Here is a 20,211-nt window from a genome sequence, read left to right on the forward strand (position 1 = left end):
GCGCGCGGGATTCACACGTAGTTAGTTGCCTGACTCAGTTTCTGTGTTACGGTTCTTGTTAGTCAGGCAACTGACTAATGACTGAGGAGAGAATCATGATCGTTGTCACCGGTGCCACCGGGAACGTCGGCCGTCCGCTGGTCCGCCTGCTCGCCGAGCGGGGCCACGAGGTGACCGCCGTGTCCCGCCGCATCACCCCGTCCGACGTGCCGGCCGGCGTGCGCGCGGTCGCCGCCGACCTGTCCGGCCCGTCCGCCGGCCTGCCTGCCGCGGCGGACGCGGTCTTCCTGCTCATCGGCGGCGACCTGATGATGACCGGGGACCCCGTCCGGGTGGTCGCGCCCTTCGCCGGGGCCGGCAGGATCGTCCTGCTCTCCTCCCAGGGAGTGGCCACCCGGCCCGACTCGCCGTCGCACGGCCTGGCCTTCGCCGCCTTCGAACGCGCCGTCATGGAGTCCGGCGCCGACTGGACGATCCTGCGCCCCGGTGGCCTGGCCTCCAACGCCTACGCCTGGGTCCCGTCCGTCCGGTCGGGCCGTGCGGTGGCCGCGCCCTTCGGAGAGGTCGGCCTGCCGATCGTCGACCCGGAGGACATCTCGGCCGTGGCCGCCGCCGTCCTGACCGAGCCGGGCCACGCCGGCGCGACGTACGAACTGACCGGGCCGGCCCTCACCACCCCGCGCGAGCGGGCCGCCGCCATCGCCGAGGCCGTCGGCGAGCCGATCGCCTTCGCCGAGCAGACCCGCGAGGAGGCCCGCGCCCAGATGGTCACGTTCATGCCCGCCCCCGTCGCCGACACCACGCTCGACATCCTCGGCACCCCGACCGTCCGGGAGCGGACCGTCAGCCCCGACGTCGAGAAGATCCTCGGCCGGGCCCCCGGCGACTTCGCGGGCTGGGCCAGGCGCAACGCCGCCGCCTTCCGGTGACGCCCGCCGGGACGGACGGCCCGCGCGTCGGCTCAGGCGCTCACGCCGAGATCCCCGGCCGTCACGGGAGCGCGCGGCGGACGGCCCGACACGTGCCGTTCGAGCTCGTCGAGTGCGCTGTCGCTGAGCCGCCGGGTCTCCGCGCCGATCGAGCCCGCGACGTGCGGGGTGAGCATGACGTTGGGCAGGTCGTACAGCGGTGAGCCGGCCGGCAGCGGCTCGGGGTCGGTGACATCGAGGATGGCGTCGATCCGGCCGGCCGCGCACTCGCGTTCCAGCGCGGCGGTGTCCAGGACCGAGCCGCGCGCGGTGTTGATCACGGTCGCGCCGTCGCGCAGCAGGGCCAGCTCGGCGGCCCCGACGAGGTGACGGGTGGCGGGCAGCGCCGGGACGTGCAGCGTGAGCACGTCGCAGCGGGCCAGCAGCTCGGGCAACGCGACCAGGCGGGCGCCGGCCGCGCGCACCTCGTCCGCGTCCGCGTACGGGTCGGCGACCAGCACCTCCGCCGCCTCCAGGACGCGCAGCAGGTCCACGACCCGGCGGCCCACCCGGGAGAAGCCGACGACGCCGATCGTCCTGCCGCGGTTGGACAGCTCGCCGCGGCGGGCCAGGTAGGACCGGTCCTCGCGGTACCGGCGCGCGTCCTGGGCGAGGAACGGCGCCTTCTTCCCGGCGAAGACGATCGCGGCCAGGGTGAACTCGGCCACCGGGATCGCGTTCTCGTCCGCCGCCGTGGTGACGAGCAGGCCGCGGCGCCAGACCGCGTCCGTGGCGAACCCGCGTACCGAGCCGGCGCAGTGGAAGATCGCACGCAGCCGGGACGCGTCCGCCAGGCGCTCGGCGGTCAGCGGCGGGCAGCCCCACGACGTCACCAGCACCTCGGCCGCGTTCAGCGCCCGCCGCGCCGCGGGCGCGTCCAGGTCGGCGGTCCAGACGGGGTCGCCGACCTCGGCCAGTTCGCGCAGCCGCCGCAACTGCGGCTCGTGGAACTGCTCGGCGAAGGTGGCGGGGTCCATGACGAGCAGGGCACGCGGCCGTCGTACGTTCACCTGGGTCCTTCCGGCGGCGGCATCGCTCAGGACGTGAACCTGACCAGCTCCACCCGTGAGCGGATGCCGAGCTTGCTGAAGATGTCCCTGAGATGGTGCTCGACCGTGCGGCCGCCGAGGAAGAGCTGCTCGGCGACCGCCTTGCCGGCAGCGCCCTCGGCCACCATGCGGGCTCGCCCGGGCGGGGCGGGAGAAAGTGTGGCATTCCGGTGACAGCAAGCGCTTGGTGACCTACCTTGAGTCCTGACCGTCAAGGAGTGCCGATGCGCAATCAGGGGCTTGGGTCTTGGCCGGCACGCAGGGCGCGGATGACGCCCGCCCGGCCCGCGATCGGTTTCCAGGGAATCGACCGCACTTATGGCGAGCTGTACGACCGGGTCACCCGGCTGGCTCACGGGCTCGCGGCCCTCGACGTGGGCCGCGGCGACCGGATCGCCTACCTCGGGCCCAATCACCCGTCCCTGGTGGAGACGTTCTTCGCCGCGGGCCTGCTCGGCGCGATGTTCGTCCCGCTCAACGCCCGGCTCGCCCCGCCCGAGCTGCGGTTCGTCCTGGACGACTCCGGCGCCCGGGTCGTCGTCCTCGGCGAGGGCCGCGACGGCGGCGGGCTGCCAGGACGGCACCTGAGCCAGGACGCCGTCGAGGAGCTGATCGCCGGCGCGCCCGCCGACCCCCTCGACGAGCCGGTGAGCCAGGACGACATCTGCCTGATCATGTACACCTCGGGCACCACGGGCCGCCCCAAGGGCGCGATGCTCACCCACGGCAACCTCATCTGGAACGCCGTGAACCTGCTGGTCGACGTGCCGCTCGCGCACGACGAGGTGACGCTGGTCAGCGCGCCGCTGTTCCACATCGCGGCCCTGGCGCAGACGCTCGTGCCGACCGTGCTCAAGGGCGGCAGGGCGCTGCTGGAGCCGTCGTTCGAGGTGGACAGGACGTTCGACCTGATCGAGTCCGAGCGGGTGACGGTGATGTTCGGGGTGCCGTCGATGTTCACGGCCCTCGCGCGGTCGCCGCGCTGGGCGGGCGCCGACCTGTCCGGAGTGCGGCACCTGCTGTGCGGGGGAGCGCCGGTGCCCGAGCCGCTGATCAGGACGTACCGGGCGCGCGGGCTGACGTTCCTCCAGGGGTACGGCATGACGGAGACCTCGCCCGGCGCGCTCTTCCTCGGGGAGGGGCACCCGGACGACAAGCTCGGCTCGGCCGGGGTGCCGTGCTTCTTCTCCGACGTGCGGCTGGTGGCCCCCGACGGCTCGCCCGCCGCCCCCGGCGAGCCCGGCGAGGTGTACGTGCAGGGCCCCAACGTCATGCCCGGCTACTGGCGGCGTCCGAAGGAGACCGCGAAGGTGCTGTCCGCCGACGGCTGGTTCAGGTCGGGCGACATCGGCGTGGCCGACGAGGACGGTTACGTCCGCATCTCCGACCGGATCAGCGACATGTACGTCTCCGGCGGCGAGAACGTCTACCCGGCCGAGATCGAGAACCTGCTGTACGCCCATCCGGCGGTGGCCGAGTGCGCGGTGATCGGCGTACCGGACGAGAAGTGGGGCGAGACCGGCAAGGCGCTGGTCGTGCTTCGGCCGGGCGCGAGCGCGGAGCCCGACGACCTGCTCGCCCACCTGGACGGCCGCCTGGCCCGCTTCAAGGTCCCGAAATATCTGGAGTTCGTCCCCGAGCTGCCGAGGAACGGCGCCGGCAAGGTGCTCAAGGCGTCCCTCAGCAGGCTGTACGGGGAGCAGGGCGGCTGACCCGGGCGGGATCAGCCGATCGCGGGCAGGCGCAGGTCGGCGAAGACGCCGCGGTGGTCGGTGCCGGGCACGTCGAGGAGCTCCGTACGGGCCACGCCCACCCGCCGGTCGGCCAGCACGTGGTCGATCGCGATGATCGGCGGTATCGCCCGGCCGCTGGGCCAGGTCGGGACGAGCCCCTTGCCCACCTGGTCGGCCGCGTCGACGTAACCGCGGGCCAGCAGGTCGCGGAAGGCGCGGTGGTCGAGGGTGGCGTTGAAGTCGCCGGCCAGGACCCTGATCACCGACGGCGACGGGGACGGCAGCGCCCTGAGCGAGGCGTTCCACCGCTCCACCATCGGGCCGAGCGGCGCGTCGGGATGCACCGCCACGACCTCGACCTTGACGCCCCCGGGCAGGGACAGCGTGGCGGCCGGCATGTTGTGGCCGATCGGGGTGAACAGGCCCCGCAACGACCTGAGCGGGTGCTTGGCGAACAGGCCGCTGCCGATCGCGCCGTCCGCGGCCTGGAGCACCCGGTAGGGGAGCAGCTTGCGCAGCCCGGCCTGGTCGAGCCGCCGGACCGCGTCCGGCGTCAGCTCCAGCGCGCTGAACATCTCGATCTCGTACGTGCTCACCAGGCGCACCACGGCCTCGGCGTCGGCCCGGCCGAACAGGTTGACCGACAACACCCGCAGCGGGACGCCGTCGGTCACCTTGCCCGCCTCCACCCCGGACGCCCTCGGGATCAGGCACGCGACCAGCACCACGCCCACGAGCGCCGCGCACAGCCCCGCCGGACGGTTGCGCCTGAGCACCGACAGCAGCGCGGTCAGGGCGGCCAGCCCCGCGCCGATCGGCGTCACCGTCATGAGCTGGGTCAGGAAGGAGCCGGTCTCCAGGCCGCCGACCCGCAGCGCCGCCCAGGCCGCCAGCAGCGCGACCACCGTCCAGGCGAACCAGCGCCTGCGCCGCCGGGGGGCCGGACGCTCGTCGGCGGATGCGCGTTCGGCCGTCGCGCTCGCTCCCCGTTGATCCACAGCATGAACCCTAAGGCAGCGGCGGAGGAGGCGAACCGGGGTCAGCCCGCCGACTCGGCCCCGGCCTTGACGGCGAGGAGCTGCCTGCGCATCGTGACGAAGTCCCCGACGTCCGTCATCGCGACGTGGGCGGCGCCGCGTACGGTGGGCTCGCCGCGCGTCCGGAGCCGGTAGATCAGCCGGGTGCCGCCGCCGGTGTCGCGGAGCGCGACGGAGCAGGTCGTGGTGGCGTCCGCGCCGCGGTCGGCCAGCACCAGGCTGTGGGGCACCTCGGCCCGTTCGACGACGAAGCCGCCGCCGATGACGTCGCCCGGCTTGAGGTCCCGGAGGGGCCGGTCGGGTTCGGCGGCCGCTCCGGGACGCGTGCCGGGACGCGGGTAGCCGCCGAGCCGGACCACCCAGGCCCAGACCGCGGCGGGCGGGGCGTCCACGGTGACGGCGCGGGTGGCCTGGAGCTGGGGGAGCGGCACGATGTCGTCACCCGGCAGGTCCTCGTGCACCTCGCTGTCGGTGGCGCCCCAGCGCAGATGCCAGGGGCGTACGGCGAGCAGGTACCCGGCCGCCGCACCCGCGGCCAGCCGGACCAGACGTCGTGGCAGGAACATCGCAACACTCCTTCGTACGCTCGGAATTTCGGCTATATGTGTGAATTATGGGCCAATATGGCTAGATCTGATCGGCTTTCCAAAACGTCAGATCGTAGGTCTCCGCTATCGGTCGCCATGCCTGGACGAATCGCTCCTTCGCCGTCTGCGCGTCCGCCGATCTGCTGAGACCCCGCCGGTAATTCCGGTCGCCGGAGACCGGGCCGGTGCAGCCCCCCGCCAGATGGCGCCGGGCCCAGGACAGAAAGGCGGTGTCGGCGTCGTAGGAGGCGTCGAGCGCGGTGATGAGCGCCTGCTTCAGCGCCGCGCCCTCGGGCAGGGCCGTCACCTCCAGCGTCCGGGCGGCGGCGAGCTGGTCGCGGCGGCTCGCGGTGATCTCCTCGATCGTGGTCACGGCGGCCCGGCGGCAGCCGGTCGCGTCGGCGATCGCCGCCGACAGGCTGGAACGGGTCGAGCTGCTGCTGGACAGGAGCTCGTCCACCTGCCCGGCCTGGCCGGCCGCCGTCCCGGCCCCGTCCGTGGTCGGGTCGCCGCTCGGCGTCGGGTCCCCGGTCGCGGCCGGGTCTCCGGTGGCGGTGGCGTCCCCGGTCGAGGGGTCGTCGGTCGCCGGGTCCCCGGCCGTCGCGGTCGACGTCTGCGGCTGCCCGGCCGGCGGCCCGCCGTCCGGGCTCCGGCCCGCCTCGGCCGGTGCGGACGGCCCGCTCCCGGCCACCCACCACACCAGGGCCGTCGTCGCGCAGGCCGCCGCCACGCTGACCAGCACCACCGGTCGCCGCCACCCCGGCGGACGCAGCCGTGAGGGCGGCGGCGGATGGTCGTCCCCGGGCGCCCTCGGCGAAGCCCCGCCGAGCGGCCCGCCCTGGATCGGACGCCCGCCCGACGCGCCGCCCCTGACGTCCGCAGGGCCGAGGGGCGGCGAGCCGGTGGGCGCGGGGCTGAAGGGTGGCGAGCCGGTGGGCGTTGGGCCGCCTCCTGCGGTGCCGGGCGGGCTGCCGGTGTCAGGGGTGGCGGTCGGAGCGGGGGAGGTGGGGGAGGGGGTGGGAGGGGGGACGGGGAGGAGGGCGCCGCAGCGGGGGCATTGGGCCAGGGCGCCGGTGTCGCTGCCGCATCGCCCGCACCGCCCTCCCACGCCTGAATGGTGGACCAATACACCCTCCCGTAATGTTCCGTAAAGGGATGAATTTCGATTTATCGGGCTTTTGTCCTGAGCTTCACTTCTGGTGAACGAGACTATTTGATAACAACGAGCCCCCCAAAGCACTCGCCCCTCATAAGCTCGGCCGGGTCCACCGACGAAGGAGGGTCATGGCCGTCGGCAGCTCCGGTGCCACCGGCTCGACGCGGGACACGGCGGCCCACCCGGGCGTGCCCCGCATGAGCAACGTCACCCGCTACCTCAGCGCCGCCGCCTACCTGGACAGCGGGTTCCGCGACCGGGTGCTGGCGGAGCTGATGTTCGATCCCTACCGCGCGGTCCCCCCGTCCTACGGCGGCTTCGACCTCATCCCGGTGATCCACCACTGCCGCCGCTCGCGCTCGATGCTCGTCGTCCGCGACGCCCTCATCACGGTGTTCTTCCTCATCGGGTTCATGATCTCCCCGATGAACACGATCGCGTGGGTGGCGGTGCTCGTCCCGCTGGTGCTGCTCACCTCGGCGCGGGTCCGGCGCGGCTCGGCGGTGCTGCGGGCCATGCTCTGGTTCTGGGCCGCGAGCATGGCCCTGGTCACGCTGTTCGCGGTGTTCTTCACCGGCCTGTACACGATCCTGCTGGGGTTCTCCGGGTCCTCGTTCTACGACGACCGCCCCTCCTACGACCTCGCCGACGTCCTGGGCCAGAACGCGGGGCCGCTGGCGCTGGCGATGTCCGTGCCCCTCACCACGCTCGGGGTGGCGCTGGTCTACCGGATCGCGACGTACATGACCCTGGCCGGCACGCTGCGGCCGGGCGCGCCCGAGCCGGTCACCGGCGCGGCCGGCCCCCGCGCCGCCCATCGCATCGACTACGTGCGCAGCGCCCAGTGGGGCAACGTCACCATGTACGCCAACGAAGACGCCTTCATGGGCGCCGGGTCCATCGCCCGGAGCTGGTCGATCGCCGTCGAGCTCGACCGCGTACGCGGCCGCGAGGGCCCGCCGCGCCGCCAGGACGACCCGGTCGACCTCGACCCCGTCGAACTGCACGCCTTCGTCCGCGAGCGGCTCAAGGACATGCGCGACCGCGTGCTGCGTCCCAACGAGGGCATCCAGCGCCTCGACATCGGCGACCACGTCGTCACCCGGGGGATCTTCACCGTGGCCGACTGGCACCAGGGCGGCGCCCCGGTGTCCCATCCGCTGATCGGCAAGAACGGCCTGCCCAGGTCCCACGCCACGCCCGAGGAGATCGAGGCCGTCGTCCGCCATCCGCAGGGCGGCGTGCGCTACTACCAGCGCGTCACGATCAACAACGCCGGGCAGGAGATCCGCGACCGCAACGGCCGGCTCGTCGCGCCCGCCGAGGACCAGGAGGCGCTGACCTCGGCGTTCATCTACCTGGCCGTCGAGGGCCGGATGCTCTACACCCAGTTCGTGGTCACCGTGCTGCCGCCGGCCTACGGCCCGTACCACGTGGTCGACCGGCTGCCCACGATGACCGGCGGCCGCATCGCCTGGGAGGCGGTCCGGTCGCTGAAGCTGCGGCTGCTGCGCGACGTGCTCGCCGCCCCCGCGCGCCTGGTCCGTACGGGCACGCAGGCCGTCCGGCAGAACATGATGGCGCCCGACCCGCGCAAGCACATCGTCTACCCCTACGGCGCCCGCTTCAGCGTCCGCGAGCTGGGCGCGAGCGACGACCTGCAGACCCACATCCAGGTGCTCGACGTCTCCAAGTACGTGCGGATGATCGAGCAACGGCTCACCGAGGCGGTCCTCGACTTCCTGGAGGACCGGGGCGTGGAGACCGGCGCCTACCGTCTGCAGGCGGCGAGCGTGACCATGAACACGCTGTCGGTCAGCGGCGGCGCCACGGTCAGCGGCCCGGTCGCCTTCGGGCACCAGGCCGCCGCGACGGTCAACAACCTGGGAGGGCAGAACGCGTGACGAACGAGGAGACCCCCATGCCCGGCTCGTACGGCGTGCACATCAGCGGCGGCGAGGTCAGCGGCCCGATCGCGGTGGGCCCGCACTCCCGCGCCACGGTCAACAACCTGGGCGGCACGTCCCCCGGCGAGGCTGCCCGGCTCCTCGACCTGCTGGAGCGGCTGCTCACCGAGCACGAGGCGGCCGTGACCGAGCCCGCGCGGGCCCGCCGGGACGTTGCCGACGTGCGGCAGGAGATCGAGCAGGCCGACCCCGACCGCTCCCGCGTCATGGACGCGCTCAAGCGGCTGTCGGCCCGCGCGGCCGAGGTGTCGGTGATCGTGGAGGTCGTCGGCCAGATCCGCGAGCTGTTCACCTGACCCGGGCGGGGGATCGTGGTCGGGGGGAGGCCGTGTCCCCCGGCAGAGACCGTGTTCCCGGCGGGGGCCGTGGTCAGCGGAAGACCGCGACCGCGGCCTCGCCGAGCATGTCGTCGATCAGCTCCACGACCGCCGCGACGACGGGGGAGTGCTCGCGCGCGATCTCCCGCAGCCGTTCGATGAGCCGGGCAGAAGGCTGGTCGAGGTAGAGCTCGGCCTCCAGCCGCAGCGCCCCCACCAGCCCGCACAGCGCCGCGCCGCGCCCGTCGGGCTGCTTCCAGCCCTCCACGGCCGAACGCACCCCGGCCGAGGCGCGCACCACCGAGGCGATGTCGGCCAGCTGGTGACGCGTGTACGGCAACATGCCCATGCGGCGCCTGGTCACGATGACGAGCACGCCCGAGGCGACCAGGCTCTGCCGGGTGCGGTCGTAGGCGTCCTCGGCCAGCTTCTTGATCCAGAACTTGGCCTCCCGCTCGGCCCGGTCGCGGGCCAGCATCGGGACGAGTGAGTCCACCGCGGCGTCGCCGACCGGGGTGGGGTCGGTGACGGCGATCCGGCCCTGCTCGACCGTGACGCGCTCGCTCAGCGCCAGGTCGAGCAGCATCGCCCCGGCCAGCCCGAGCGCCATCGAGTGCTGGTGCACCAGGGGCTTGCCGGACTGGTCGTGGCCGATGAGGAACAGCTCCTGGTGGAGCGGCGGCCGCGTCATGGCGACCGGATGCCGGTCAGGCCGGCCTTCTCGCCGTCGTCCAGCGTCGGACGGCGGCCCCGGGCGTACAGGACGCCGAGGACGACGAAGCCGACGGCGAGCCAGATCAGCCCGACCCGCTGGGCCAGGATGTTGGCGTTGACGATCACGAAGATCAGGATCGCCATGCCGATCAGCGGCATCACCACGTGCGACCAGAGGTCGGACGAACGCCCGCGCACCCGGTAGTGGACGATCACCGACAGGTGCAGCACCACGAACGCGATCAAACCGCCCATGTTGACCAGGCTGCTCAGCAGGGTGACGCCGGAGCCGTCCTCCAGCTGCGCCGCCCACACGCCGATGCCGACGGACAGGACCGAGACGAGCAGGATGGCGTTGGCCGGCACCGAGTGCTTGATCGACACCTTGGCGAGGAAGGAGGGCAGTTGCCGGTCGCGGGCCATGGCGTACAGCAGGCGGGAGACGGCGACCTGGGCCACCAGCGTGTCGGCGAAGCCCCAGGAGATCGCGGTGGCGGTCGAGGTGACGTGCCGCAGCCACTCGCCGCCCGCCGAGGCGGCGGCGTCGTAGAAGGCGCTCTCCGAGCCGGACGCCAGCAGGCCCGCCGGATCGGGCACCAGCAGGGCCGCCACCCAGACCTGGACGACGAACAGCAGGCCGGCCAGGATCAGCGCGAGCCGCATGGCCCGGCCCACCTGGGCGGAACCGCCGGCGGACTCCTCGACGAGCATGCTGATGCCGTCGAAGCCGAGGAAGGACAGCACCGCGACGGAGACCGCGGCGAAGATCACCGGCCAGGAGAAGGTGTCCGGGTTGAACAGCGGAGAGAGGCTGAACCCTTGGCCCTCGCCCTGGAGCAGGGCCCAGACCCCGATGAGTACGAACAGGCCGAGCACGACCAGCTCGCAGGTGATCAGCACCTTGGTGAGGGTGATCGTCATCCGGATGCCGCGTAGGTTGATCACCGTGTTGACGGCCACGAAGATGAGCAGCCAGCCCCAGACCGGCACCCCCGGCACGCTGGCGTTCATGGCGATCGAGGCGACGAGGTAGAGCAGGCTCGGCACCAGGAGGTAGTCGAGCAGGATCGCCCAGCCGGTCATGAATCCGACCGGCGGGGCGATGCCGCGGCCCGCGTAGTTGTAGACCGAACCCGACAACGGGAAGGCCCGGACCATCTGCGTGTACGAGGCCGCGGTGAACAACATCGCGACCATGCCCACCAGGTACGCCAGCACGGGCATGCCGCCCGAGATCTTGTACACCGGGCCGAAGATCGCGAACGGCGCGATCGGCACCATGAAGATCAGGCCGTAGAACACGAGGTCGGTAAGCCCGACCCCGCGGCGTAATTCCTGACGGTAGCCGAACTGCTCGACGTTCTCCTGAGGTTGCACGACAGCCTCTCCATGTCGTCATGCGCGCACGCGGGGGGTGACGGGCCTCGGTATACGCATGGGGTTACGGATACCGGTGGGGCTCGATCTGGCGATCCTTCCGTAGCTCACGGTCACGTCGCAAGGGTCTGCTCCAGGTGCTTGCGTACCTGACCTCGCCGAGGGCCCGTCCGCGCGGTCGCCGGCGCCTCCTCAGCAGGCGCCGACGTCCTTCCAGACCCCCCATTCGCCGGTGGTGCCGGGCTCCTGGCCCTGCGTCCACCACTTGGCCTCCCACGTGTGCGCCTTGTGCGAGACGCGCTGGCCGCCGTTGTAGACGGCCGTCGCGCTCCAGGCGGGCGCGGTGCAGGAGCCGCCGGTCGGGGTGACGGTCGGCGTCGGGCTCGGGCTGGGCGCGACGCCGCCGCGCGCCAGGTCCTGGAGCAGCCCGTACGTCCTGCCGCCGAAGGTCAGCGTGTAGTTCGCCTGGCCGGGGACGGGCAGGTAGTACACGTAGTCGAGGGTCACCGACGCCCCGGGGGCGAGCGTCTGCCACGTGGGCAGCTTCACCGACACCCGGTTGAAGTCGCCCTTGAGGCCGCCGACGTTGTTGCCGGTGTGCTCGCTGCTGATCACCCTCAGGCCGAAGCCGGACTGGTCCTTGGCGTTGTTCGGGGCCGAGGACGCGTAGTCCCACTGGAACTCCGCGCCGCCCGGGATGGTGGTCTGCGTCTTGTTGGTGATGACGAGCTTGGGGTTGATCGGGTAGTTGCTGTCGCCGGCGGGGAAGCCGGTGGCCTCGATCGTGACGTCCACCTTCTCGGCGGGGACGGCCACCTTGGCCTTGGCCGCGCCGTACGGGCTCGCCGTCCTGAGCTTGTCGTAGAGCAGGCCGGTCAGGGTCTGGCCCATGAAGTACTCGCCCTTGGCCGCGTCCCAGGCGTAGTCGCCGGCCAGCTCCCAGATCATCACGCCGCCGATGCCCTGGTTCTTGACGTAGTCGGCCTTGGCGCCGAGCGACTGGTCGTCCTCGGTGGACAGGAACACCTTCTTGGTGGCGTTCCACAGCCAGGGGGCGGTCAGGGTGGCGTTGTAGTTGCGGGTGTAGGTGCCGGTCAGCCTGTCCTCGGGGTCGCCGGCCGGGTCGAGGCCGTAGGCGGGGCCGTAGGAGCCGGCGATGCCCTTGGCCAGGTTCATGGCGTGCCACATGGGGTTGGAGCCGGCGCCGACCTCCTTGCCGTTCTCCTCGTCGTGCCACAGGTTGTCGATGCCGCGGGCGCCGTCGCCGCACGTCGTCAGGCCCTGCGGGCAGCTTCCGCTCTGGCCGTTGGAGGTGCCCCACAGGCCGTTCGTGCCGCCGTTGACGTTCTTCCAGCCGCGCGTGTAGTACGGCACGCCGACGTTGATCCGGCCGGCCGGCATCGCGCCGCGGAAGTAGTGGTAGGCCCAGTCGGTGTTGAGGTAGCCGAGGCCGCCGTACTGGGCGGTGGTGTAGACGCCCCACTTGGCCAGCTCGGCGTCCTTGCCATCGTCGTACAGGGCCGCGTTGGGGCCGACGAACTCGTTCCAGGCGCCGTGCAGGTCGTACGACATGATGTTCACGTAGTCCAGGTACTGGGTGACCTGGAAGGTCTCCATGCCGCGCAGCAGGTAGCCGGAGGCGGGGGCGGCGACGGTCAGCATGTAGTACTTGCCGTCGGCGGCCGCCGCGGTGTCCAGCTTCTGGCGCAGCGTCCGCATCAGCGCCGCGTAGCCCTTCATCAGGTTCGGCCTGCGGGCGTTGGCGATGGTCCAGTCGAGCGGGTTCCCGGCGTCCTTCATCGAGGTCGGGTACTCGTAGTCGATGTCGACGCCGTTGAACCCGTACGCGCGGATGAAGGCGACGACCGAGTCGGCGAACGTGCCGATGCCGGCCTGGTTGACCGAGCCGTCGGCGTTGGTGGTCATGGAGTAGAAGCCGCCGGAGGGCACGCGGGCGCCGTTCGCGTCGAAGTAGCCGCCGGTCTCGGCCCAGCCGCCGACCGACACCAGCGTCTTGGTGCCGGGGAACTGCTTCTTGTACTTGTTGAGCAGGTTGAAGTGCCCCTTGTAGGAGTAGGCGGGGTCCATCTCGGCGCCCGCGACGCCGGGCCATTCCGTCGCGGTGGCGTTGGCGTCCACGGCGATCTTGTTGGCGCCGTCGACGTGGGCGAAGGCGTAGTTGAGGTGGGTGACCTTGCCCCACGGGATGTTGTTCGCCAGGTAGGCGGGCTGGCCGTTCTTGCCGGTGCGCCAGCTGGTGAAGTAGCCGATGATGCGGCGGGGGTGGTCGGCCCCCATCTTCTCGCGGCCGTCCTCGTCGTAGGCCAGGCAGTAGGGGACGTCCACGCCGGGGGTCTGGTAGAGGCCGTCCGGGCGGCAGGCGGCGTTGTCGGCCGCGGCGGTGGCCGTACCGGCCAGGGCTCCGGCGATGAGCAGCAGTGAGGTGCCGCACGCGGCGAGCGCCGCGCGGGTGCGTAAGGGCTTCAAGGCCACCTCCGATGGGGCATGGCTGGGGGGGTTGATCGGAACGTAAGCCGAGTGACCAGGACCGTCAATGCTCTCTGTTAGGAAACTTTCTTAATAGTTCACCTGAGGGCCGCCCGAGGTGCCGCTTGCCCGCATGTGACCAGGGGGAGTACGGTTCCTCCACCTCTCTGTTAAACGATTAACAGGACGGACGGCCGACGCATGTCCACTCCCCCACTCCAGCCACAGCAGCCCGAGCTCACCATCGCTCAATTACCCGTCTTTCCTATAGGGAATGCTAGGTTATTCGACTAACATGAGACCGACAGCGCGACAGGTGGCCGAACTGGCGAACGTGTCCGTGGCGACCGTCTCCTACGTGCTCAGCGGCCGGGACCGTCCCGTCGCCGTCGGCACCAGGAAACGGGTGCTCGACGCGGCCAGGCAGCTCGGCTACACCCCCGACCAGGCGGCCAGGAGCCTGCGCAGACGGCGGACCCAGCGGGTCTGCCTGGTGCAGAGCTCGCCCGGCGGCGTGCCGTCGGAGGAGCGGCTGGCCAGGGACCTGCACGAGATGGCCGACATGCACGGCTACTCCGTGATCACCCTGGCCGTCTACTCCCGGGCCCGCGCGAGGGCGGCCGCGGACGTGCTGCGCAGCGGCATCGCCGACGGTGCCCTGGTCAACGTCGCCGTCGACGAGCTCGTCCACGACCTGCTGGCCGAGTCGGCCGGACGGCCGCCGATGGTGGTGGTGCACGACGTGGACGTGCCCGAGGGCTGCGACGTCGTCCGCACCCCGGAGGCCGAGGCGTGCGCCGAAGCCGTCGAGCACGTCCTGGAGCAGGGCAGGCGCCGGATCGCGTTCATGGCCCAGCGCCACGAGCTCTACCGCGACCGTCCGGTCGGCCGGCTCCTGGGCTACACCACGGCCCTCGACCGGCACGGCGTCACCGACCGGATCATCGTCTCCGGCGCGGACGACCGCGTCTCGGCCTACCAGACCGCCGCCGAGCTGCTGGCCTCGCCCGGCCGTCCGGACGCGGTCTTCGCCGCCTCCGACCGGGCCGCGATCAGCGTCATCCGGGCCGCCAGGGACGCGGGCTTGCGTGTCCCCGGCGACCTGGCGGTGGTCGGGGTCGGCAACGTCGGCGAAGGTCTCATCAGCAACCCGCAGCTCAGCACCGTCGGCCCGCTCAGGCACGACTACACCGACGTCGTGCGCCTGCTCTTCGACCGCCTCCAGGCCGAGGAGCCCCTGCCCGCCCGCGAGATCGTCCGGCCGTGGACGTTCCTGCGGCGGGGCTCTTCCTAGAAGGGAAATGCGAGATGTCTCCCACCCTCTCCCGCCGCGACCTGCTCCGCCTGGCCGGGGCGGCGGCCGCCGTGCCCGTCCTGTCCGCCTGCGCGGGAGCCCCGCCCACGCAGAGCGCGGCGCCCGGCACGTTCACCGTCTACTGGAACGCCGGCCACGACTACCAGGCCTACCGCAAGGTGATCGCCGAGTTCGAGCAGGCCCACAAGGTCAAGGTCAACCTGCAGAAGTACCAGTGGCCCGACCTGCGCACCCGCCTGCTGGCCGACTTCGCCTCCGGGATCGGCCCCGACGTGGTGGAGGAGCCCGGCGGCTGGGTGCAGGAGTTCGCCATCTCCGGCAACGCCCGCTCGCTCCAGGACCACGTCGATCGCGACGGCGCCGCCATGGGCTTCCCCGCCGACTGGCGTCCGGCCACCGTCGAGCGCAACTCCTACCAGGGCAAGGTGTACGGCGTTCAGCTCCACCTGACCTGCAACACGCTCCTCTACAACAAGGCCATGCTCGACGACGCCGGCCTGGAGCCCCCGTCCACCTGGGACGAGTTCCTCGCCGCCGCCGTCAAGCTCACCAAGGACGGCGTCCACGGCGTCGCGCTCAACCAGGACTACGGCTACATCTGGCCCTGGCTGCTCCAGGCCGGCGTCACCCCCTACGACGCGAAGACCGGCCAGATCATGACCCCCTTCGCGGACGCGGTCGCCGCCATGCAGTTCCAGGCCGACCTGACCCACAAGCACAAGGTGGCCCCCGTCCCGGTCTCCAGCACCGACTACTCCGGCCCGCAGAAGCTGTTCTCGGCCAAGCGCGCCGCGATGATCCTCACCGGTCCTTGGGACCTGGACCCGATCAGGAAGACCAGCCCCGACATCGACCTCGGCGTCGCCCCGCCGCTGCGGAAGGCCCGGCAGGCCACCAACGCGGCGGGCGTCAGCCTGTTCGTGCCCGCCAAGGCGGCCAGGCCCGACCTGTCGTGGGACTTCATCAGGCGCGTCACCACCCTCCAGGCCGAGCAGGCGGCGACCGCGGAGGTCGGCATGCTCATGCCCCGCACCTCCTGGGCCGCCCTGCCCGAGGTCCAGTCGGACGCGGCCACCAAGGTCTTCGCCGACGCCCTGGCCTACGCCGAGGACCCCGGCAGGCAGGTCCGGCTCACCGGGCAGCTCGGCAAGTGGGAGGAGCAGCTCAAGATCATGTATCAGGAGGTGCTCATCCGGAACACGCCCGCCGAGGCGGCCCTGAAGAAGTTCACCCAGGCCGCGGAGGGCTTCCTCAAGTGATCCCGCGCCCCAGGACCCTGGCCGGCCGCTACGCCAGGACGGCCTACCTGTTCCTGACCCCCGCCATCCTGTTCTTCGCGGCCTTCTTCTACCTGCCGATCGGCAACGTCGTCGCCACCAGCCTGCGCACCGGCCCGCAGGCCGACCGGTTCGCCGGCCTGGCCAACTACGGCCAGGCCCTGGCCGACCCGGCGGTGCGGCACTCGTTCCTGGTCACGGTGGCCTTCGCGGTGGCCGTGGTGGCCGGCTCGATCGTGATCGGACTGGGCCTGGCGCTCGCCATCGACCAGCCGCTCAAGGGGCGGGTGGCCTTCCGCGTGCTGCTGCTGGTGCCGTACCTGACGTCCGTGGCCATCGTCGGGCTGCTGTGGCGGAACATCCTCGACCCCGAGCTGGGCGTGCTGAACCGGCTGCTCGGCGCGCTCGGCCTGCCCGGACAGCAGTGGCTCAACACCGCGCCGCTGCTCACCATCGCCGCGGTCACGCTGTGGCAGAGCGTCGGCTACACGATGGTGCTGTTCCTGGCGGGCTTGCAAGGTATCCCGGAGACCTACCACGAGGCCGCCAAGATGGACGGCGCCGACGCCTGGCGCCGGTTCTGGTCGATCACGCTGCCGCTGCTCGCGCCGACCACGCTGTTCGTGTCGGTGATGGCGGTCATCTCGGGGCTGCAGGCGTTCGGCCAGGCGTACATCATCACCAACGGAGGGCCCGGCGACGCCACGGACCTGTCGGTGTTCCACATCTTCAACGTGGCCTTCCGCACCAGGGACTTCGGCTACTCCTCGGCCCAGTCGGTGCTGCTGCTGGCGGTCATCGTGGCGTTCACGCTGATCCAGCTCAGGGCCGGCCGGCGCGGGGAGGTCGTGTACTGATGCGCAGGCCGCTGCTCTACACCCTGCTCGGGCTGGCCTCGCTGGTCACCGTGCTGCCGCTGCTGTACATGGTGTCGCTGTCGCTGCAGACCGAGGCGGAGACCATGTCGGCCGAGGCGGTCCTGTGGCCCGCCGCGCCGCAGTGGGGCAACTACGCCGAGCTGTTCACCCGCGCGCCCTTCGGCGACTTCATCGTCAACAGCCTCGTCGTGGCGGGCGCCATCACGCTGGCGCACCTGGTGTTCGACCCGCTGGTCGGGTACGTGTTCGCCAAGTTCCGCTTCCCGCTGCGCAACACGCTGTTCGTGGCGTTGCTGGCCACGCTGATGGTGCCGTTCTTCGTGCGGATGATCCCGTTGTACGTGCTCATGGCCCAGCTCGGCTGGCTCGACACGTACCAGGGGCTGATCACGCCGTTCCTCATGGACGCGTTCGGCATCTTCCTCATGCGGCAGTTCATCCAGCCCATCCCCGACGACCTGATCAGCGCGGCCCGCATCGACGGCGCCTCGGAACTGGCCATCTACCGGCGGATCATCCTGCCGCAGGCCAGGCCGGCGATGGCCGTGCTCGGGCTGTTCACCTTCGTCTTCCAGTGGAACGAGTTCCTGTGGCCGCTGGTGGCCACGTCCACGCCGGAGATGCGGACCATCCCGGTCGGGCTCACCCTGTTCAACCAGGAGTACTTCACGCTGTGGCACCTGACGGCGGCCGGTTCGGTGATCCTCTTCGTGCCCACCGCCGTCCTGTTCGTCCTCACCCAGCGGTACTTCGTGCGCGGCATCGCGCTCACCGGCCTTCGATAGGAGCCCCTTCTTGCGTCCGAACGTGATCGTCGTCCTCACCGACCAGCAGCGGTGGGACACCGTCGGCCCCTTCACCCCGAACCTCGACAGGATGGCCAGGCACGGCACGCAGGCCACGGTGGCGCTCACCCCGCAGCCGGTGTGCGCCCCGGCCCGCGCCGCCCTGCAGACCGGCCGCTACCCGACGTCCGTGGGCGTGCACCGCAACGGGCTGACCCTGCCCGGCGGGCAGCGCACCCTGGCCCACCACTTCGGCGAGGCCGGGTACGCCACCGGCTATATCGGCAAGTGGCACCTGGCCGACGGCGACCCCGTACCGGCCGGGCAGCGCGGCGGCTACGGCACCTGGCTGGCGGCCAACACGCTGGAGTTCACCTCCGACGCCTACCGCACGATCGTCTACGACGACGCCGACGAGCCGGTCTTCCTGCCCGGCTACCGCTCCGACGCGCTGGTGGACGCCGCGATCAGGTTCGTCGCCGACCACCACGCCGAGCCCTTCTACCTCTTCGTCTCGTTCCTTGAGCCCCACCACCAGAACGAGGTCGACAACCACCCCGCCCCCGACGGCTACGAGGAGCGCCACCAGGGCCGCTGGCTGCCCGCCGACCTGGCCGCGCTCGGCGGCACCTCGGCCCGCCACCTGGGCGGCTACCTGGGCCAGGTCAGACGCCTGGACGAGGGCCTCGGCCGGCTGCTCGACGCGCTGCGCAGCATGGACCTGCTCGACGACACGATCGTCGCCTACACCTCCGACCACGGCAGCCACTTCAAGACCCGCAACGACGAGTACAAACGTTCCTGCCACGACGCGTCCCTGCGGGTGCCGCTGGCGCTGCGCGGCCCCGGCTTCGACGGCGGCGGCGCCATCTCCCGCCTGGTCAGCACCCTGGACCTGCCGCCCACGCTGCTGGCGGCGGCCGGGCTGCCCGTCCCGGAGGAGATGCAGGGCCGCTCGTTCCTGCCGCTGCTCGCCGACTCCCGCGCGCCGTGGCCGGAGGAGGTGTTCTTCCAGGTGAGCGAGTCGGAGGTGGGACGTGGCCTCCGTACGCGGCGGTGGAAGTACTACGCCGTCGCCGAGGACGCCGACCCCTGGAACGCCCCGGCCGCCCCCCGCTACCGCGAGCAGGCCCTGTACGACCTCGACAGCGACCCGCACGAGCTGGTCAACCTGGCCGGGCTGCGCTCGCACGCGCAGGTGGCCGCCGAGCTGCGCGAACGCCTGCTGCGCCGGATCGTCGAGGCGGGCGAGGCCGAGCCGGTCGTCGACCCGGCCGCCGAGCTGGACTCCGACGAACGCGTCCTGCCCGACCCGGCGGTACGGATGCTCGGCCCCGAGCCGGTCAGGTTCGGCCACCAGCGGCGGTCATGAGCCGGTCCTGCGCAGGATGAGCACGGCGATGTCGTCGCGCGGGGCGCCGTGGGTGAAGGTGTTCAGGTCGGCGGCCAGGGCCTCGACGGTCCTGGCCGGCGGGTCGCGGGCCCAGGAGCGCAGCCGCTGCTCCAGCGGGTAGAAGGAGCCGTCCCGGTCGCGGGCCTCGGTGACGCCGTCGGTGCACAGCAGCAGCGAGGCCCCCCGCGGGAAGGCGAAACGCGCGCCGTGGCGGGGCTCGCCCGTCAGCGACGCCAGGCCGAGCGGCACCTCGGGCTCGCCGAGCCAGAGCTGCCCGGCGTTCCCGTTGTGGATCAGGTACGGCGCGATGTGCCCGCAGTTGACGGCGTCCACCTCCAGCTCCGGGCCGACGTCCAGCAGGAGCGCGGTGACGAAGCGCTCGGGCTCGCCGGTGTGCGCGGCGAACCTGTTGTGCCTGGTCACCGCGTCCTCCAGGGCGTCGGCCACGCCCATGAGGCTGATCTCGCGGTAGGCCGCCTCCCGGAAGGCGCCCAGCACGGCCAGCGCGGCGCCGATCGCGGGCAGCCCCTTGCCCTGCACGTCGGCGATCATGACCCGGGTCCCGTACGGCGACGGCGCCACCTCGTACATGTCGCCGCCCACCATCGTGTCCTCCTCGATGGGCTGGTAGAGGCCGTCCACGACCACGTCGAGCGAGCGCAGCGGCAGCGGCCTGACGAGCTGCCGCTGCAAGGCCGCGGCGGCCGAGCGCAACCGGCGCACCTCGTCCTCGCGCTGGATCCGGTAGCTCGCCCCGACCACGCTCATCAACCCGAACGCCGCGGTGAAGCCGGAGACCTCCAGGTTCGTCCGCAGGTTGCCGCCCAGGTAGGCGACCGAGCCCGACACCACCACCAGCACCCACAACGACGCGATCGCCGTCTGCCACACCGTGCCGAGCCCCGAGACGATCGCCGGCAGGAAGATCAGCACCGGCACGAGCTCCGCGCCCCCGCCGGTGAACCGGTCCAGCCCGACCACCAGCGCCGTGATCCCGACCAGGCCGACCAGGAACACCGGCGTCGTGAAGAAGGGCCGCCTGAGCCCGCCACCCCAGAGAATCGTCGTTCACCCCCGGTGACCAGCTTCTCCCAAGGCGTCCACGTTCCGTCCTGCGGCGCGCCGGACACGGCGAAGGGCCGGCCCCGAAACCCGGGACCGGCCCTGACGT

At 71.8% G+C, this 20,211-nt stretch carries 18 protein-coding genes; 9 read left to right on the forward strand and 9 right to left on the reverse strand.

The features are described from left to right. Window positions 1-95: 95 nt before the first annotated feature. On the forward strand, window positions 96-929 hold the full coding sequence (locus tag AB0J97_RS10995) for an NAD(P)H-binding protein (RefSeq protein ID WP_357693794.1): 834 nt from the start codon (window positions 96-98) through the stop codon (window positions 927-929). Between the two features lie 32 nt (window positions 930-961). On the opposite strand, the gene AB0J97_RS11000 is transcribed toward AB0J97_RS10995, so the two are convergent. Together AB0J97_RS11000 and AB0J97_RS11005 are read right to left on the reverse strand one after the other, a co-directional pair. Further along, window positions 962-1,978 (reverse strand): hydroxyacid dehydrogenase, encoded by a 1,017-nt coding sequence (locus AB0J97_RS11000; RefSeq protein ID WP_364087026.1) that lies wholly within the window; start codon window positions 1,976-1,978, stop codon window positions 962-964. A 26-nt stretch (window positions 1,979-2,004) separates the two neighbouring features. Then, entirely contained in the window at window positions 2,005-2,145 is a 141-nt protein-coding gene (locus AB0J97_RS11005) for a helix-turn-helix transcriptional regulator (protein WP_357693790.1), read from the reverse strand. A gap of 141 nt (window positions 2,146-2,286) precedes the next feature. On the opposite strand from AB0J97_RS11005, the gene AB0J97_RS11010 reads away from it, so the two are divergent. Next, the gene (locus AB0J97_RS11010; RefSeq protein ID WP_364087029.1) at window positions 2,287-3,729 is read left to right on the forward strand and encodes a long-chain fatty acid--CoA ligase; all 1,443 of its coding nucleotides are present in this window, start codon (window positions 2,287-2,289) and stop codon (window positions 3,727-3,729) included. A gap of 11 nt (window positions 3,730-3,740) precedes the next feature. On the opposite strand, the gene AB0J97_RS11015 is transcribed toward AB0J97_RS11010, so the two are convergent. The 3 genes from AB0J97_RS11015 to AB0J97_RS11025 all read right to left on the reverse strand — a co-directional run bounded on the left by AB0J97_RS11015 (window position 3,741) and on the right by AB0J97_RS11025 (window position 6,119). Then, window positions 3,741-4,748, reverse strand: a complete 1,008-nt coding sequence (locus tag AB0J97_RS11015; protein ID WP_364087031.1) for an endonuclease/exonuclease/phosphatase family protein — start codon at window positions 4,746-4,748, stop codon at window positions 3,741-3,743. Window positions 4,749-4,789: 41 nt separating this feature from the next. Continuing rightward, on the reverse strand, window positions 4,790-5,353 hold the full coding sequence (locus AB0J97_RS11020) for a hypothetical protein (RefSeq protein ID WP_357693784.1): 564 nt from the start codon (window positions 5,351-5,353) through the stop codon (window positions 4,790-4,792). Window positions 5,354-5,414: 61 nt separating this feature from the next. Beyond that, window positions 5,415-6,119 carry a hypothetical protein gene (locus tag AB0J97_RS11025; RefSeq protein WP_364087034.1) on the reverse strand — a complete coding sequence of 235 codons (705 nt, stop codon included), beginning with the start codon at window positions 6,117-6,119 and terminating at the stop codon, window positions 5,415-5,417. A 539-nt stretch (window positions 6,120-6,658) separates the two neighbouring features. On the opposite strand from AB0J97_RS11025, the gene AB0J97_RS11030 reads away from it, so the two are divergent. Both AB0J97_RS11030 and AB0J97_RS11035 read left to right on the forward strand, forming a co-directional pair. Continuing rightward, a complete protein-coding gene (locus tag AB0J97_RS11030) occupies window positions 6,659-8,434 on the forward strand; it encodes a hypothetical protein (protein ID WP_364087036.1) in 1,776 nt (591 codons plus the stop codon). After that, on the forward strand, window positions 8,431-8,793 hold the full coding sequence (locus AB0J97_RS11035; protein WP_357693778.1) for a hypothetical protein: 363 nt from the start codon (window positions 8,431-8,433) through the stop codon (window positions 8,791-8,793). Before AB0J97_RS11030 ends, AB0J97_RS11035 begins: the two co-directional genes overlap by 4 nt. A gap of 73 nt (window positions 8,794-8,866) precedes the next feature. Here the strand turns inward: AB0J97_RS11035 and AB0J97_RS11040 are convergent, their stop codons facing one another. The 3 genes from AB0J97_RS11040 to AB0J97_RS11050 form a co-directional block, all read right to left on the reverse strand. Beyond that, entirely contained in the window at window positions 8,867-9,505 is a 639-nt protein-coding gene (locus tag AB0J97_RS11040; protein WP_357693776.1) for a GPP34 family phosphoprotein, read from the reverse strand. Then, on the reverse strand, window positions 9,502-10,905 hold the full coding sequence (locus AB0J97_RS11045; protein WP_364087039.1) for an APC family permease: 1,404 nt from the start codon (window positions 10,903-10,905) through the stop codon (window positions 9,502-9,504). Before AB0J97_RS11045 ends, AB0J97_RS11040 begins: the two co-directional genes overlap by 4 nt. A 192-nt stretch (window positions 10,906-11,097) precedes the next feature. Beyond that, window positions 11,098-13,392, reverse strand: a complete 2,295-nt coding sequence (locus tag AB0J97_RS11050; protein WP_364087041.1) for a glycosyl hydrolase family 18 protein — start codon at window positions 13,390-13,392, stop codon at window positions 11,098-11,100. 295 nt (window positions 13,393-13,687) lie between these two features. Between AB0J97_RS11050 and AB0J97_RS11055 the strand changes: the two genes are divergently transcribed. From AB0J97_RS11055 to AB0J97_RS11075, 5 genes are read left to right on the forward strand one after another with little or no spacing between them, the layout of a single operon-like run. Beyond that, a complete protein-coding gene (locus AB0J97_RS11055) occupies window positions 13,688-14,686 on the forward strand; it encodes a LacI family DNA-binding transcriptional regulator (RefSeq protein WP_364087043.1) in 999 nt (332 codons plus the stop codon). A gap of 14 nt (window positions 14,687-14,700) precedes the next feature. Beyond that, window positions 14,701-15,966, forward strand: coding sequence for a sugar ABC transporter substrate-binding protein (locus tag AB0J97_RS11060; RefSeq protein ID WP_364087045.1), 1,266 nt, complete (start codon window positions 14,701-14,703; stop codon window positions 15,964-15,966). Next, window positions 15,963-16,841, forward strand: a complete 879-nt coding sequence (locus AB0J97_RS11065) for a sugar ABC transporter permease (protein ID WP_357693766.1) — start codon at window positions 15,963-15,965, stop codon at window positions 16,839-16,841. Before AB0J97_RS11060 ends, AB0J97_RS11065 begins: the two co-directional genes overlap by 4 nt. Then, complete coding sequence (locus tag AB0J97_RS11070; RefSeq protein WP_357693764.1) at window positions 16,841-17,647, forward strand: carbohydrate ABC transporter permease; 807 nt, start codon at window positions 16,841-16,843, stop codon at window positions 17,645-17,647. The genes AB0J97_RS11065 and AB0J97_RS11070 overlap by 1 nt, the downstream gene beginning before the upstream one ends. Window positions 17,648-17,657: 10 nt before the next feature. Beyond that, window positions 17,658-19,019 (forward strand): sulfatase-like hydrolase/transferase, encoded by a 1,362-nt coding sequence (locus tag AB0J97_RS11075; RefSeq protein WP_364087049.1) that lies wholly within the window; start codon window positions 17,658-17,660, stop codon window positions 19,017-19,019. On the opposite strand, the gene AB0J97_RS11080 is transcribed toward AB0J97_RS11075, so the two are convergent. Then, window positions 19,014-20,057 (reverse strand): PP2C family protein-serine/threonine phosphatase, encoded by a 1,044-nt coding sequence (locus AB0J97_RS11080; RefSeq protein ID WP_364087051.1) that lies wholly within the window; start codon window positions 20,055-20,057, stop codon window positions 19,014-19,016. The genes AB0J97_RS11075 and AB0J97_RS11080 overlap by 6 nt on opposite strands. Window positions 20,058-20,211 lie beyond the last annotated feature (154 nt).

The organism is Nonomuraea sp. NPDC049607 (assembly GCF_040675375.1).
GTDB lineage: Bacteria > Actinomycetota > Actinomycetes > Streptosporangiales > Streptosporangiaceae > Nonomuraea.